The 13836-nt window shown below is 60.5% G+C and carries 15 protein-coding genes; 8 read left to right on the top strand and 7 right to left on the bottom strand.

Annotated elements, in window-relative coordinates:
* Nucleotides 1–110: 110 nt before the first annotated feature.
* Nucleotides 111–1238 (top strand): MraY family glycosyltransferase, encoded by a 1128-nt coding sequence (locus QWB57_RS03430; protein WP_288968339.1) that lies wholly within the window; start codon nucleotides 111–113, stop codon nucleotides 1236–1238.
* A gap of 22 nt (nucleotides 1239–1260) precedes the next feature.
* On the opposite strand, the gene QWB57_RS03425 is transcribed toward QWB57_RS03430, so the two are convergent.
* Nucleotides 1261–2124: a hypothetical protein gene (locus QWB57_RS03425; RefSeq protein ID WP_288968338.1), complete on the bottom strand. Its 864-nt coding sequence runs from the start codon at nucleotides 2122–2124 to the stop codon at nucleotides 1261–1263.
* A gap of 182 nt (nucleotides 2125–2306) precedes the next feature.
* Between QWB57_RS03425 and QWB57_RS03420 the strand changes: the two genes are divergently transcribed.
* Nucleotides 2307–2441, top strand: a complete 135-nt coding sequence (locus QWB57_RS03420; protein WP_288968336.1) for a hypothetical protein — start codon at nucleotides 2307–2309, stop codon at nucleotides 2439–2441.
* A gap of 122 nt (nucleotides 2442–2563) precedes the next feature.
* Here QWB57_RS03420 and QWB57_RS03415 read toward each other — a convergent pair whose 3' ends face one another.
* Together QWB57_RS03415 and QWB57_RS03410 are read right to left on the bottom strand one after the other, a co-directional pair.
* Nucleotides 2564–3190, bottom strand: a complete 627-nt coding sequence (locus tag QWB57_RS03415; protein ID WP_223627389.1) for a TetR/AcrR family transcriptional regulator — start codon at nucleotides 3188–3190, stop codon at nucleotides 2564–2566.
* Nucleotides 3191–3203: 13 nt separating this feature from the next.
* The gene (locus QWB57_RS03410; RefSeq protein ID WP_223627391.1) at nucleotides 3204–3461 is read right to left on the bottom strand and encodes an acyl-CoA-binding protein; all 258 of its coding nucleotides are present in this window, start codon (nucleotides 3459–3461) and stop codon (nucleotides 3204–3206) included.
* 161 nt (nucleotides 3462–3622) lie between these two features.
* Here QWB57_RS03410 and QWB57_RS03405 point away from each other — a divergent pair, with 161 nt between their 5' ends.
* Nucleotides 3623–5611: an SDR family oxidoreductase gene (locus QWB57_RS03405; protein WP_288968335.1), complete on the top strand. Its 1989-nt coding sequence runs from the start codon at nucleotides 3623–3625 to the stop codon at nucleotides 5609–5611.
* 79 nt (nucleotides 5612–5690) lie between these two features.
* Here QWB57_RS03405 and QWB57_RS03400 read toward each other — a convergent pair whose 3' ends face one another.
* The 3 genes from QWB57_RS03400 to QWB57_RS03390 all read right to left on the bottom strand — a co-directional run bounded on the left by QWB57_RS03400 (nucleotide 5691) and on the right by QWB57_RS03390 (nucleotide 8873).
* Nucleotides 5691–6680 (bottom strand): restriction endonuclease, encoded by a 990-nt coding sequence (locus QWB57_RS03400; RefSeq protein WP_288968334.1) that lies wholly within the window; start codon nucleotides 6678–6680, stop codon nucleotides 5691–5693.
* A 171-nt stretch (nucleotides 6681–6851) separates the two neighbouring features.
* Complete coding sequence (locus QWB57_RS03395) at nucleotides 6852–7532, bottom strand: phasin family protein (protein ID WP_223627397.1); 681 nt, start codon at nucleotides 7530–7532, stop codon at nucleotides 6852–6854.
* A gap of 75 nt (nucleotides 7533–7607) precedes the next feature.
* On the bottom strand, nucleotides 7608–8873 hold the full coding sequence (locus QWB57_RS03390; protein WP_288968333.1) for a patatin-like phospholipase family protein: 1266 nt from the start codon (nucleotides 8871–8873) through the stop codon (nucleotides 7608–7610).
* Between the two features lie 90 nt (nucleotides 8874–8963).
* Between QWB57_RS03390 and QWB57_RS03385 the strand changes: the two genes are divergently transcribed.
* On the top strand, nucleotides 8964–9677 hold the full coding sequence (locus QWB57_RS03385) for a hypothetical protein (protein WP_223627401.1): 714 nt from the start codon (nucleotides 8964–8966) through the stop codon (nucleotides 9675–9677).
* A gap of 24 nt (nucleotides 9678–9701) precedes the next feature.
* On the opposite strand, the gene QWB57_RS03380 is transcribed toward QWB57_RS03385, so the two are convergent.
* Nucleotides 9702–10490: an FHA domain-containing protein gene (locus QWB57_RS03380; RefSeq protein WP_223627404.1), complete on the bottom strand. Its 789-nt coding sequence runs from the start codon at nucleotides 10488–10490 to the stop codon at nucleotides 9702–9704.
* Nucleotides 10491–10612: 122 nt separating this feature from the next.
* Here QWB57_RS03380 and QWB57_RS03375 point away from each other — a divergent pair, with 122 nt between their 5' ends.
* From QWB57_RS03375 to QWB57_RS03360, 4 genes are all read left to right on the top strand, one after another.
* Nucleotides 10613–10885: a polyhydroxyalkanoic acid system family protein gene (locus tag QWB57_RS03375; RefSeq protein WP_223627406.1), complete on the top strand. Its 273-nt coding sequence runs from the start codon at nucleotides 10613–10615 to the stop codon at nucleotides 10883–10885.
* A 116-nt stretch (nucleotides 10886–11001) separates the two neighbouring features.
* Nucleotides 11002–12087, top strand: coding sequence for a 3-phosphoserine/phosphohydroxythreonine transaminase (gene serC, locus QWB57_RS03370; RefSeq protein WP_223627408.1), 1086 nt, complete (start codon nucleotides 11002–11004; stop codon nucleotides 12085–12087).
* The gene (gene pheA / locus QWB57_RS03365; RefSeq protein ID WP_288968330.1) at nucleotides 12080–13216 is read left to right on the top strand and encodes a prephenate dehydratase; all 1137 of its coding nucleotides are present in this window, start codon (nucleotides 12080–12082) and stop codon (nucleotides 13214–13216) included. Before serC ends, pheA begins: the two co-directional genes overlap by 8 nt.
* Nucleotides 13213–13836 (top strand): aminotransferase class I/II-fold pyridoxal phosphate-dependent enzyme (locus QWB57_RS03360; protein ID WP_288968329.1); only part of this gene is annotated, 624 nt, incomplete at its 3' end. The genes pheA and QWB57_RS03360, both read left to right, overlap by 4 nt.

Below are 13836 nucleotides of genomic sequence, written 5' to 3'. Positions count from 1 at the left end.
GGCAATTCGAACGATGCTCCGCAAGCTGAATGCCAACGAGAAGTGGTAACGCTGCTTGCCAGTTGCACCGAGTTTCTGCATCGTGTCGGCTGACCTTGGGTGGGGTGTGCATGATTTGGTTGGGGCTAGACTTTCGGGCAGGGGTGTTGGCACTGGTGATTACTTCACTGGTGTTGTATCTGTTGCAGCCATTCGCTGCCAAATTGAACCTGCTGGACCACCCCAAAGGGCGCAAGGATCATGCCAACCCAACCCCGGTCACCGGTGGGCTGGCTATCCTGATTGGTTGCGCGATTGCTTTTGTATTTATCCAAAGGAGCGGCACATCGCTGCAAGCGTTTCTTGCGGCGGCAGGATTGTTGGTGGCGATGGGGGTGTATGACGACCTGTATGACATGCGCTGGTACACGCGCATACTGATCCAAGCCCTGGCAACCTTGCTGATCATTTTTTGGGGTGGGGTGCGGGTGGAGCAATTGGGGCCAGCGTTTGGGCTGGATTCGCTGGCCTTGGGTTGGCTCTCCGTGCCGTTCACCATTGTGGCGACCATCGGCATCATCAATGCGATGAACATGATTGATGGTGCGGACGGTTTGGCTGGATTGTTGGGGTTGGCGGCGCTGACGATGCTGGCGGCGGCGGCGGTGTATGCCGGCAACGATGTGCTGGCATCGCGCTTATCGGTGCTGTGCGGGGCACTGGCAGGATTTTTGGCTTGGAACATACGGCTGCCATGGCGGCCACGCGCCAAAGTGTTTTTGGGGAATGCGGGAAGTGCACTGTTGGGGCTGGTCATTGCCTGGATCAGCTTTCGCCTGACCCAGAACCCGGGACATCCAGTCAATCCGGTATTGGCCCTGTGGTTGTTGCCCATCCCGGTCATGGATTGTCTGGTGGTGAGCGTGCGCAGATTACGGCAGGGGCGCTCGCCCTTCGCGGCCGGGCGCGACCATATTCACCACATCCTGTTGGATGCCGGGTTCGGGCCGACGCGGGCGGCGGTGTACTTGGCAATGTTCAGCCTTGCGTGTGGATTGGGGGTCGCGTTGTTGATCCGCACCCATTGGCTGCCCTACCCGGTGTTGCTTGCAGGGTTTGTCGCGATGTGTCTGGGCTGGTATGCGTTGACTGCCAACCGCGCGCGCGCGGTGGCGCTGTTTCGAGGTTTCCGCCGGCAGCCACCACCAAGCACAGAATCCAAGACAGCTGGCTTGGACGGCGAGCAACGCAACACTTGATTGCAGATTGTGGCACTGCGGGCTATTCCAGCTGACTTGCCGCCCAAGCGGCATCCAGGGCCTCCATTGCATCCAGCGGCTTGCACTTGCTGGCTTTTTCATAGGCATTGGCGGCGGCGTCTTCGTTGCGAGTCTCATCCAGCAGTAACAGCACATTGCCGTGTTCGATATGGGCAATCGGCGAAGCGGGGGTCAATTTGAGCGCTTCTTTGATGTGTTTGTCTGCTGCCCCAGCTTTGGCGCCATAGGTCAGGCCGCCGATCATCGCGCCGATTTTGTTGATGATTTCGGCGTGATACACCGCCAGCGCGGTATGCGCTTCGGCGTGCTTGGGGGCAAGTTCCAAGGTGGTGTCCAGCGCCGTGCGCACTTTACTGGCGATACCCATTTTCAGTGCTTTGGTGATCGAAAGGCCTTGGCTGTAGCGGCCTAGTGCAAATGCGTAGCGGTAGTGGCTGTTGACTTCGTTGGGTAGGGCTTTGATGGCGGCTTCGGCAAGGCTGGCGGCGTGTTCGTAGCGCTTGAGTTTTTCGTCTTCGTCATCGACCAGATAAGTGGCATGGATGCCCAAGGCTTTGACTGCAACCGACGCACCCACCGGCCCCAACGCTACGCCGGTATCAAAGGCGGTTTTGAAGTCACCGTGATGGAAGGCCCGCCAGGCTTCTTGCAAGGCTTCGGCAAGTGCATCGGCATCAAGCTTGGGGGCAGCCTTGCCCGCTGACTTCAGTAACGTGGCTGCGTGCTTGCTGTCGGGATAGGGTTCGCAGTCACCGGCATGCAGCTTCGGCCAAGCTTTCTTCAGCGCCTCACTGGCGTAGGCGAATGCCTTGGCATCGTGCGGAAAGCCGGCCCATCCGGATGCGGAGTTCTTTTTGCTGGCCATATGGACTGCCTCGATGATGGTGTGTGAGTGGGTAGTAAAGCAGCTGCGTGCAAGGACGATGCAAGGTGCCAGCATCCGTTGCGGCATGGATTCTGGCAAGAGGGGGGGCTCGTGTGCGCGCTAGTGTGATTGCTCAAGCCTAGGCCAGCACACTGGCAATTAAGTATCTCTGAGGTCGTGTAATGACCAAGTCCGGCAAAAAAGCGATCAAGCCTTCATCCAAACTGGCGTTGGATGTCACTGCACGCCATGTCTGGCTGGCTTGCTTGGGCGTTCTGGCGCGGGTGCGGCGCAAGTTGGGTCGCAAACGCGATTGACCCTTGCGGTTTTTCCACACGGCTTCTGGCCGCGACGCAATGGTGACAAGTCGTGCGCAGGGCGCACTCTTTCGCGGCCGCTCCACGGGGGGGCTGCCACCGCAGCCGTGGTACCCGCTGGTTCAGGTGATGTAGGCGCGGGTGAGGGTGTTCAGATGCACGCGTTCGGCGTCGCGCAGGAACGGGGCCACCAACATCATCACTTGTACGATCCCGTCGCGGATCGAGGTGCGTTCGTCCTTGTCGCCGCGGGCTGCTGCGTAGTTCATCCAGAACGTGGCGATCACCAGGATATTGGTGGCGGCGGCGTTCACTTCATCGGCGGAGGCCCGCATCACGCCGGCCTGCACCAAGCCACGCATCACTGTGTGTGCCTGCTCATCGGCGCGTTTGAGGATGCGCGCAAAACGCAGGCGCAGGCGGCGGTTGCGGCTGAGAATGTCGACGAGGTCGCGATACAGGAAGCGGTAGTCCCAGATGCATTCAAACACCAAATGCAATTGCAGCCAGATGTCTTCCAGCCCGGGCAGACGGCCTTCCGGTGCGGCCAACGCGGTATCCATCCGCGCTTCGTAGCCGGCGAACAGCTGCTCGATGATGTCGTCTTTATTGCGGAAGTGGTAATACAGATTGCCCGGGCTGATTTCCAGCTCATCGGCAATATGGTTGGTGGTGACGTTGGGTTCACCCTGCGCGTTGAACATCGCAAGCGATGCGTCGAGGATGCGCTGGCGGGTTTGTCGGGCCATCGTCTTGGTTCGCTCAGGCACCGAGTTTCTTGACCAAATCCACGTATTTCTGCTTGGCTGCTTCTTGCGAGGTGCCCTTGAGTTTGGCCCAAGCTTCGTATTTTGCGGTGCCGACAAAGTCAAAGAACCCCGGTTTGGTCCCGCTGACATCACCTTCGGCACCTTGCTTGTACAGCGCGTACAGGCGCAGCAAGGTGTCGTTATCCGGGCGCTCGGTCAGTGCATGCACATCCTTGGCGGCTTGTTCGAACAGGGCTTGCAGATCGGCCATGTGGGTTCCCCTTGCACGGAAATTTGTGTGGATGCGGTCATCTGAACATGCACATCTGCATGGGTCAATACGCCGGGGAATTGTGGAGTGTGCAAAGCTCTGGCAACGTAGGCGGCAACGGCACGCACGCGGCCGACTTTTGCCTGACAGGGAGACGCGCAATGAGTTATTTCGTCACGGGTGGTACCGGGTTCATTGGCCAGTACCTGATCGACAATTTGCTCAAGCGCAAGGGCACGGTGCATGTGCTGGTGCGTAAGGCGTCGATGAAGAAGTTTGATGCGGTCGTGAAACAGCGCGGCTGGGATCCCAAGCGGGTGGTCGCGGTGGCGGGTGACATGACCACCGCCAACTGCGGGGTCAGTGCAGTACAACTGCGCGCCTTGGCCGGCAAGATTCAGCACTTCTTCCATCTGGCTGCTATTTACGATGTCACTGCGTCTGCAGAGAGCCAGCAAGCAGCCAATGTGGATGGCACCCAACATGCGCTGGACTTGGGCGTTGCACTGAAGGTGAAATGCTTCCATCACACCAGTTCAATTGCAGCCGCAGGTTTGTACCCGGGCGTGTTTCGCGAAGACATGTTCGACGAAGCCGAGGGCCTGGATGACCCCTATCTGCGCACCAAGCATGCGTCAGAAGGCTTGGTGCGCGCCGAAAAGCGTATCAAGTGGCGGATCTATCGCCCGGGCATGGTGGTAGGCCATTCCAAGACCGGCTACATCGACAAGATTGACGGCCCGTATTACTTCTTCACCTTCCTCAAGAAATTGCGCGAGATGCTGCCGCCGTGGATGCCTACGCTGGGCATCGAGGGGGGGCGCATCAATATCGTGCCGGTGGACTATGTGGCTGACGCGATGGATCACATTGCGCACAAGCCCAAGCTCGATGGTCATTGCTTCCATCTCACTGACCCCGACCCGATGCGGGTGGGTGAGGTGCTCAATACCTTTGCGCGTGCCGGTCATGCCCCGGAAATGACCATGCGCATTGATGCGCGGATGTTTGCTTTCCTGCCCGGCAGTGTGCGCATGGCGGTGGGTGGGTTGCCGCCGGTGCGCCGGTTCATTGGCATGCTGCTGCGTGATTTCAGGATTCCCAAGGAAACCCTGAAGTTCATTACCTATCCCACTCGTTTTGACAATCGCGAAACCGAGCGCGCACTGAAGGGTAGCGGGATTGTGGTGCCGCGCCTGGACGATTACGCATGGCGATTGTGGGACTATTGGGAGCGCCATCTGGATCCCGACCTGTTCATCGACCGCAGCCTGAAGGGCAAGATCAAGGGCAAGGTGGTGGTGATTACCGGTGGATCTTCGGGTATTGGCCTGTCCACCGCGCAGCGGGTGGCCGAGGCGGGTGCGATCACGATTATCGTGGCGCGCGGCGAAGAAGAGCTATTCAAGGCCCGCGACGCGATGAAGAAAGCGGGTGGCAAAGTCTTCGCCTACACCGCCGATCTTGCCGACATGGCCGGTTGCGACCGCTTGGTGGCCACCATCCTGCAAGAACACGGGCACGTGGATGTGCTGATCAACAATGCCGGCCGTTCCATCCGACGTTCGATTGAAGCCAGCTACGATCGCTTCCATGATTTCGAGCGCACCATGCAACTCAATTACTTTGGCAGCATCCGCCTGATCATGGGGTTCATGCCAACGATGGTGGAACGGCGGCGCGGCCACGTCATCAACATCAGCTCGATTGGCGTGCTGGCCAATTCGCCGCGTTTCTCCGCCTATGTAGCCTCGAAGGCGGCGCTGGATGCGTTCAGTCGCTGCGCGCAGGGCGAACTATCAGGCAAGGGCATCAGCTTCACCACCATCAATATGCCGCTGGTAAAAACGCCGATGATTGCGCCGACCAAGATGTATGACAGCGTGCCCACCTTGTCGCCGGATGAAGCCGCCGATTTGGTGGTGAAGGGGATCATTGAGCGGCCCAGCCGTATTGCTACCCGGCTGGGTATTTTCAGCGCGCTGATCAATGCGGTGGCTCCAAAAGCCTATGAAGTGGTGATGAATACCGCATTCGAGTTATTCCCGGATTCGGCAGCGGCCAAGGGTGACAAGAAGGCCTTGCGTGAGGAAGCGCCCAGTCACGAACAGATCGCTTTTGCGGCATTGATGCGCGGCGTGCATTGGTGATTGGCCGAGAAGCCACAAGTCAACCCGCTGGGGTTGGCTTGTGGCCGGGTCTGCTGTGGAGAGGGGTTCTGGCAGGGTGTTAGTAGGTTCGACACTGCTTGAAGCGAACCGCCTTGGTACTGCCCTGCGGCGGCTGCAACTGCACGCGCGATGATGCCAGCTCCGGGTAGCGTTCCAGCAGGGGGCACAGCTCATTCACCGGGTCGGATTGCTCGGAGCTGAGATAGACCATCAAGGTGGACTGCGTTGACCACAGGGCACGATCAACACCGAACAGTGTGGAGATGGCATTGGCAGTTTCGCGACGATGCTGTTCGATCACCGCCGGGTCGGAGGGGAAGGTGGCCGCAGGGGGGGCGACTGGCTTGGTGGTAGCCGGTGTGGCAGCAGCGGGCGGCACGGATGCCGGTGGGGCTGCGGTAATTGCAGGCGGTGCCAGTGCAGGGCTGGTGGCTTCGGAATCCGGTTGCAGGCCCTGCACAATGAACCAGACCAGGATGCCTGCAACTGCTGCGCCGCCCCATGCCATCAGGGGGATATTGGATGCGGCGGTGGGGGGCACCGGAGTGGGTTCTTGCGGGCGTGCCACATACGGCCTGACTTCGGGCCACAATTCGCTACCGTCAATCAGCTCGATGTGTTGTGGAACAGCGATCCGCTCGGCTTCGTCATCGAACTTGCCGGGAGTGACGACGATGACGCTTTCGGCCCCGCGCAGACTGGCCGATTTGGAAAGCCCCAGTAGTGATTGCGCGCTCACGATGGAGCCGGTGCCGTATTTGCAAGAGAGCAAGGCGCGTTCGCCACCGCGTTCCAGCAAGATGTCACTGCCATCGGTGGGAATGCCATCCGCGGGCATGCCGTCTTCGATGACCGGACGGTAGCCGCGGCCTTGCATGGCTTGCAAGACCAGCTTGGCGAAATCACGCCAGCGCAACTGGGACAATTGCTCGGCACCGCGTGTCGCGGCTTCTCCGGGCTGCGAGGAATCCTGTTTCTGGCGCAGCCAGAATGACAGTCCGAACCCGGACAGGGCAAACACACACAATGCAATGAGGGCTGCGATCATGGGGACAGTTAGCGCCGAAAAAGCGAAGGTGGCAACTATACCGGCTGCAACGCATAAAGCGGTGAATACCCGGACACCTAGGAAAGTGTCTTGATAATGGCCGTCATGCACAGCCGAATAGCGGTGCATGACGAGCAAAAGCAGGGTTCTTCGGAGGCTCCCTAGCTACGATCAGCTAGCGTCTACGGCGGTTGCTGGCGCGTTGTTATCAGCAGCCGCCTTGGCGGCGGTTTTGCGCGGTGCTTTGACCGCTTTGGTCGGCTTCGCAGGCGCGGGCTTGGCAGCCTTGTCGGGTTTGGCAGGTTTTACCGGCCTCGCCTTGGGGGCTGCCTTTGCAGGTTTGGCTGCTTTGGCCGGTGCCTTGGTGGTCGCAGGCTTGCCGGCGGGGGCTTTACGCAACTCGGCGGTAAGGCGCTCCACGCGCTGGGTCAGGGCATTGAGGTCATCGCGGCCGGGCACGCCCAGCCTGATCAGGGCGCGTTGCACGCGTTCTTCAAAGACTTTTTCCAGTTTGTCCCAGGTGTCGGAAGCACGTTCACGGGCTTGGTCAACGCGGCCTTCCACGGCATCCCGCACCACGCCAGCACGACTGCCGGCAAACTTGCGTGCCGTTTGTTCCAGCGACAGGCCGTCACGCACCAAGGTTTCGAACAATTTGCTGCCCTCCGACTGGGCGCGGTTGAAGGCCCCCATGCCGGCCAGCCAAATGTGCTGTGCCGATTCGGTGATCGACTTCGGGCTAAGCGGTGACTGCGATTTGGCAGTACCGGTCTTGCGGCTGGAGGCCTTGCCGGCGGGTTTGCTGGCAGGTTTGGCAGCGGACTTGCGGGCGGACTTTTTCAATTTGGCCATGGCCGGTACTCTCTCCGCGTCAATCGGACGCATCGTGGTGGTTGTGCGCAAGAATCGTGCGCTTGTCTAGAGCATTCACACCATGCGCTGACGTTGCAGACGATGTTCGATTTCATCGAGTGCTCGGCCCAGGCGTGCGGTGGTGTCTGTCAAGCGCGGTGCAGGTGGAAGGTGCGCGATGATCGAACGAGGACGATCGGCGATCACCTCTTCGCGCAAACGGATGCCATGCTTGGCCAGTACCGGTTCAAATTCACTCCGCCGCTGGCGCAAATCGGTCAGCGTATTGCGATAGGCCAGCTGCGAAATGCGCCGCCGTGCCGAGAAACTGAACACGTTGGTGTAGAACAACTCGCGGTCGGCAGCATTGGGTTCAAACACCGCTTGGTCGATATTGGGATATTGCTGCGGATAGCGCGCCAAGCCAACCTGCATGCGCGATTGCAGCATGGTGCGCAAGGTTTGCGAGAGCACGCCGGGCAAGCCGCCTTCGGCAATCCGGCGATCGCTGCAGCGGTGCTGCTTCGCATCTTCGGGGCTGTCATCGCCAGGGTTGAAGGGCACCAATGGGTTGATGCCCAACAACAGATCGACATCGCGATCCAGCACCACCGAGGCGTGCATGGTGCGGCGCAGTGCGCCATCGACGATGTGCCGAACGCGCCCGCTCTTATCCTGCATTTCCACTGGCGGGTACAGGCCGGGCAGGGCGGCACTGGCTTGCACCGCGCGTGAAATCGGGATGCCATCCCAGCCTGCATCCCCGAAACGCACCGCTTCTCCGCTGTCCAAATCCACGCCGATGACGTACAGCGGCCTGTCCAGCTTGCGGAAGTCGTTGCTGCGGCCCTGCCGGGTAAATACATCGCGCAGGAAGCGTTCCACTTCGCGATTGTCGAACAAGCCGGTGGGTACCAAACTGCCGAACCGGTTAAGCAGATCCGACCAGCGCGAATCACTGCGACCGCTCCACAAGTCGCGTAGCAAGCGGGTAGTCAGACGCGGGATTGATGCGGCCCGGCTCAAGTATTCGCCAAATGCCGGGCTTAGGAACGTTTCAGGTTGGAATTGCACATCCTCGCTATCGCCGGTGATGAAGATTCTGCACAGTTCGGCGGTGTCCATGCGGTTGGCAAGACCTGCAGCAAAGAATGCACCGGAGCTGACCCCGACATAGCAATCCATTCGGGTGAGATCCAGTCCATCGCAAGCTTCATCCAGTGCACGCAGTGCACCCAATTCGTACATCGCGCCGACCGGGCCGCCGCCGGCGATAGCCAGCCCGATGCGCGACTGGCGTGCACGTGGTTTGGGTGCGTGAGCGGCATGCAGTGACAGCATATGTAACTCGCAAAAGCGGGGCTAACCGGAGTGTAACGGAGTGGATTGGAGTATTGCGTCCACGCGCCTGCTGCGCCGACACTATCGACCATGAGCATGCGGCCTGACCTGCAAGCACGCCTTGCGCGGCAACTTCAGATCCACCAGCGGTTGTTTGATCCGATCCATGAGCCACGCAATCGGCTGCATTGGCTGAAGCCGTTGCAGCAATGGCAGGCGCAACGTTTGCAACGCAGTTTCGCTAGGTTTTTACATGATCCCAAGCGCCATGCGGCGGCTAATTTCTTCCTGACCGATGTGTACGGTGAGCGTGATTTCAGTCAGCGTGATGCCGATATCGCCAAAGTGATTCCAAAAATGCAGCGCCTGTTGCCGATCGAATTGCTGGTCACCATTGCCGATGGTATTGAGCTTGCGGCCTTGAGTCATGCATTGGATCTGCATATGGCGGCTGCATTGCAGGGAATCGCCACAGTCGGTGCTCCGCTGGATACCAACGACTATTCGCAGGCCTACCGCGCAGTGGGTCATCGACGGCTGCGCGCCCATCAGATTGCGTTGATCAGTGGCGTTGGCCAAGGATTGGCTGCTGCACTGGCCACGCCTGGCGTGGGAATGCTGCTGCGTGTATCAAGCCTGCCTGCGCGTGCGGCGGGATTGGGTGAATTGCAATCGTTTTTGGAGCGCGGGTTTGCTGCATTTGCAGCGCTCGGCGATGCGCGGGCGTTTCTGATGGACATCCAGTACAGTGAAACGCGGGTGATGCAGCAGCTTTTTGCAGGGGCAGGCGATCCCTTCGCGTGAACTTGGTGAAGGCCTGAAGCTGGTTCAGCGGGCACCAAAGACTAGGAGTGCCGACAGGGCTGCGGCCATCAGCAATGCCGCTACCAATAGCCAGGGGACACGTGTTGTCCAGCCACGGTCGTTGGGTGGAGCAGGTGGGGCATCGGCTTGCTGTCGTTGTGACTGCTGCGCGCAGGCAATATCGGTGGCCAGTGTGGTGGAGCCTTCCAGCACGAACCGATGCTGTAGCCCGAACCACAATTGATCGCCAGGCTTCAACACGGCGTGTTGAACCGGCAGGCCGTTGAGCCGCACGCCGGTGGCAGCATCGCGCAGGACGGGTTTGCCATCGGCCATTTCAATGCGGGCAAGATCGGTGCGAATGCCATGACCTTCAATGCGCAGGTCGGTACTGGCCGCGCTGCCAATCCGGCGTGGACGCTCCAAGCTCAGGCTACGGCCATGGTGCGGGCCGCCAACACCGCGCAGCACCAGTCGCAACGTGCCGTTGTCATCGCGGCTAGCGGCGGTAGCAGGTAGCGGTGCGGGGGTTGCGGTGACTAGTTGCAGCTCTTGGCCATCGATATGGACACTGTCACCCGCCCGCAGCATGGCCAGTTGCAACACCGGGCGGCCGTTGACGTGGACTCCGCGCAAGCCTTCGGCCACGGTTAGCCAAATGCCGCGGCGGTCATTGCACAGTTGCAGCAGCCACGGGCCATCCGCTGCCATCGGTGCCAGCCCTGTTGGGCCGCGGCCTAATGCCAGCACGCCGGTATCCAGCGGCAGGTCGGGGCGGGAGGTATCGCAAAAATGCAGGCACAGGTCATTCATCGCCGTGCAATCTAGCATGCGAGGCAAGCTTTTCCGGCAGGATTTTCGGCCGTGCAGCGGCGGCTGTTCGGGGCGGCTGGTACGCGGCAGAATGGCGGCTTGTCCGTCACCTTGCCGCCACCATGTCAAAAATCGATATCCGTCATGCCCATTCCCTACCCATGCCGCAAGCCCGCAAGGCGATCGAGGAGGTGGCCAGGAAGCTGCAAGACCGCTTCCAGGTTGATTATGGCTGGGAAGGGGACACCCTGAACTTCACCCGTTCCGGCATTGATGGACATATCGAATTGCAAGCGCAAGCACTGCATGTGCACGCCAAGCTGGGGTTTCTGGCGGCGATGTTCAAAGACCCGATCGAGTCTGAAATCAAGCGGGTGCTGCAAGAGAAATTCTGATCGCAATACACGTTCTGGCGGAATGCCAAAGCGTCATGGACGGTTTCGCCGGAAACCGCACGCGCAAGCGTGCTGCACTGCGGCATACTTGGGGTTTCCCGCCCTGAGAGCTTCCAATGCCACGCGCCTACAACTTCGCCCCGGGCCCGGCCATGCTGCCCGAATCCGTGTTGCGCCAAGCGCAGGCGGAGCTGCTGGAGTTTGGCACTACCGGCGCGTCGATTCTGGAAATCAGCCATCGCGGCGCGGATTTTATGGCCGTTGCACAGAAGGCCGAGGCCGACCTGCGCACGTTGCTGGCCATCCCCGATGACTATGCGGTGATTTTTACCGCCGGTGGTGCCACCACCGTGCAAGCCTTGTTACCACTGAATTTTGCCGCGCCCGGCCAAGCTGCCGACTACGTGGTCAGCGGCCACTGGGGCAAGACCGCGATCAAGCAGGCCGCGCATTGCATCGATGCACGCACTGCGGCCAGTAGCGAGGCGGGCGGGTTTCGGGATGTGCCGGCGCGTAGCACCTGGCAGCTATCCAAGGATGCCGCGTATGTGCACGTCACCGCCAACGAAACCATCCACGGGGTGGAGTGGCGCGAAATCCCCGAGGTGGATAACGCGCCGCTGGTGGCCGATTTCAGTTCGTCGATTGCCTCTGAACCGCTGGATATTTCGCGCTTTGGCATCGTGTATGCCGGCGCGCAGAAGAATCTGGGGCCGGTGGGCATCACGGTTGTCATCGTGCGACGTGATTTGTTGGCGCGTGCCGGCCAGCCGCGAGCGCCAATTTTCGACTACGCCGCGCAGGCCAAGGCAGAGTCGATGCTCAACACCCCGCCCAGTTGGAATTGGTATGTGCTGGGCCTGACGGTGCAGTGGATGTTGGACGAAGGTGGCGTGGCCGAATTTGCCCGCCGCAATACCCGCAAGGCGGCGCTGCTGTATGCCGCGATTGATGGCTCTGGCGGCTTTTATCGCAATGAAGTGGCCACCGCTGCGCGTTCGCGCATGAATGTGCCGTTTTTTTTGCACGATGCCGCGCTGGACAAGGTGTTTCTCGAGCATGCCAGGCAAGCCGGCTTGGTGGCATTGAAGGGCCACCGTGTACTCGGCGGGATGCGTGCATCACTGTACAACGCCATGCCCGAAGCCGGTGTGCAGGCATTGGTCAATTTCATGCAGGAGTTCCAGAGCGCTCATGGCTAAGAAATCTTCAAGCAAGCCCGGCACCCCCAAGGCGTCCCCCGTGGTCGAGGCCAAGCCTGATTTGTCACAGGTGCGCGCCCAGATCGACGGCATCGACCAGCAGATTCAAGCGCTGATTGCCGAGCGCGCCAATTGGGCGCACCAAGTGGGCAAGGCCAAGGGCAAGCTGGCCGCTGCGGTGGATTACTACCGTCCCGAGCGCGAGGCACAGGTATTGCGACGGGTGGTGGACCGCAATGACGGCCCGCTGTCGGACGATGTGCTGGTGCGCTTGTTCCGCGAAGTGATGTCGGCCTGCCTGGCCCAGCAAGAGCCGCTGAAGATTGGCTATCTGGGGCCGGAAGGCACCTTCAGCCAGCAGGCGGTGTACAAGCATTTTGGTCACTCGGCGCATGGCTTGCCGCTGGGCAGCATTGAAGAAGTGTTCCAGGAAGTGGCCGCCGGCAATGCCGATTTTGGCGTGGTGCCGGTGGAGAACTCCGGGCAGGGCACCATCCAGGTGACGTTGGATTTGTTCCTCACCTCGCCGCTGCGCATTTGTGGTGAAGTGGAACTGCGCGTGCACCAATACTTGCTGTCACGCAGTGGCCGCATGGAGGATGTCGAGCGCATTTTTGGTCACCCGCAAGCGTTGGCACAGACGGGCGGCTGGACGCGTACACATCTGCCAGGGGTCGAAAAAATCCCGGTGTCCAGCAATGCCGAAGGCGCGCGCCGCGCACGCAGTGCCGACGATGCCGCCGCCATTGCCGGCGAAACCGCCGCGATTGTGTATGGCCTGAAAAAAATCGCTGGCCCGATTGAAGACCGCAGTGATAACACCACGCGATTCCTCGTCATCGGCCGGCAGGCGTTCCCGCCATCGGGCAATGACCGCACTTCTCTGCTGGTGTTCATCCGCGACCGCCCCGGTGCGTTGTATGGCGTGCTGGAGCCGCTGGCACGGCGCGGCATCAGCATGAACCGGATCGAATCGCGGCCCGAGCACGGGCATAAATGGCAGTACGCATTTTTCATCGATGTCGCCGGCCATTGTGACGAATCGCCACTGAAAGACGCGCTGGATGAAATTGGCCAACACGGCGATGAAGTGCGCGTATTGGGCTCGTACCCGGTGGCAATCACATGATTGATTTCAACGCGCTGGCGCAGGCCGGCATCCGCAGCCTGCGTGCGTATGACCCCGGTCACGATCTGGTGGCACTGCGCCGGCAAGCCGCGCAGCCCTTGCTGGAATTGGGTTCCAATGAAAACCCGTATGGTGCCAGCCGGCTGGCCAAACAGGCGATCATTGCGGCGCTGGATGGCGCGCATGTCTATCCCGATCCACTGGGTGGGGATTTGAAGCGCGCATTGGCGGCCACGCATGGCGTGGCTGCCGCAAATATCGTGCTGGGCAATGGCAGCCACGAATTGCTGATGCAGTTTGCGCAAGTGTTTGCGGGCGCGGGCGACGAAGTGGTGGCCGCGCAGTATGGCTTTGCGGTGTATGCGCTGGCGGCGCAGGCCGCAGGTGCGGCACTGCGGCTTGCACCGGCTTTGCCCAACAATCACGCGATGCCGCGCGGGCATGATCTGGACGCGCTGCTTGCCGCCATCACTGCGCAGACCAAGCTGGTGTATCTGGCCAATCCCAATAACCCTACCGGCACGTGGTATTCGCAGGCGGCATTCGCTGCATTTTTGGCCAAGGTGCCACCCACGGTATTGGTGGTGGTGGATGAGGCCTATGCCGAATTCGTGGATGCC

The sequence above is a fragment of the uncultured Thermomonas sp. genome (assembly GCF_937872235.1).
GTDB lineage: Bacteria > Pseudomonadota > Gammaproteobacteria > Xanthomonadales > Xanthomonadaceae > Thermomonas > Thermomonas beijingensis.
This window is presented reverse-complemented; position numbering and strand designations above follow the sequence as displayed.

Coding starts and splice junctions, on each gene's coding strand:
- QWB57_RS03430 (WP_288968339.1), top strand. CDS start 111: ATGATTTGGTTGGGGCTAGACTTTCGGGCAGGGGTGTTGGCACTGGTG.
- QWB57_RS03425 (WP_288968338.1), bottom strand. CDS start 2,124: ATGGCCAGCAAAAAGAACTCCGCATCCGGATGGGCCGGCTTTCCGCAC.
- QWB57_RS03420 (WP_288968336.1), top strand. CDS start 2,307: ATGACCAAGTCCGGCAAAAAAGCGATCAAGCCTTCATCCAAACTGGCG.
- QWB57_RS03415 (WP_223627389.1), bottom strand. CDS start 3,190: ATGGCCCGACAAACCCGCCAGCGCATCCTCGACGCATCGCTTGCGATG.
- QWB57_RS03410 (WP_223627391.1), bottom strand. CDS start 3,461: ATGGCCGATCTGCAAGCCCTGTTCGAACAAGCCGCCAAGGATGTGCAT.
- QWB57_RS03405 (WP_288968335.1), top strand. CDS start 3,623: ATGAGTTATTTCGTCACGGGTGGTACCGGGTTCATTGGCCAGTACCTG.
- QWB57_RS03400 (WP_288968334.1), bottom strand. CDS start 6,680: ATGATCGCAGCCCTCATTGCATTGTGTGTGTTTGCCCTGTCCGGGTTC.
- QWB57_RS03395 (WP_223627397.1), bottom strand. CDS start 7,532: ATGGCCAAATTGAAAAAGTCCGCCCGCAAGTCCGCTGCCAAACCTGCC.
- QWB57_RS03390 (WP_288968333.1), bottom strand. CDS start 8,873: ATGCTGTCACTGCATGCCGCTCACGCACCCAAACCACGTGCACGCCAG.
- QWB57_RS03385 (WP_223627401.1), top strand. CDS start 8,964: ATGAGCATGCGGCCTGACCTGCAAGCACGCCTTGCGCGGCAACTTCAG.
- QWB57_RS03380 (WP_223627404.1), bottom strand. CDS start 10,490: ATGAATGACCTGTGCCTGCATTTTTGCGATACCTCCCGCCCCGACCTG.
- QWB57_RS03375 (WP_223627406.1), top strand. CDS start 10,613: ATGTCAAAAATCGATATCCGTCATGCCCATTCCCTACCCATGCCGCAA.
- serC (WP_223627408.1), top strand. CDS start 11,002: ATGCCACGCGCCTACAACTTCGCCCCGGGCCCGGCCATGCTGCCCGAA.
- pheA (WP_288968330.1), top strand. CDS start 12,080: ATGGCTAAGAAATCTTCAAGCAAGCCCGGCACCCCCAAGGCGTCCCCC.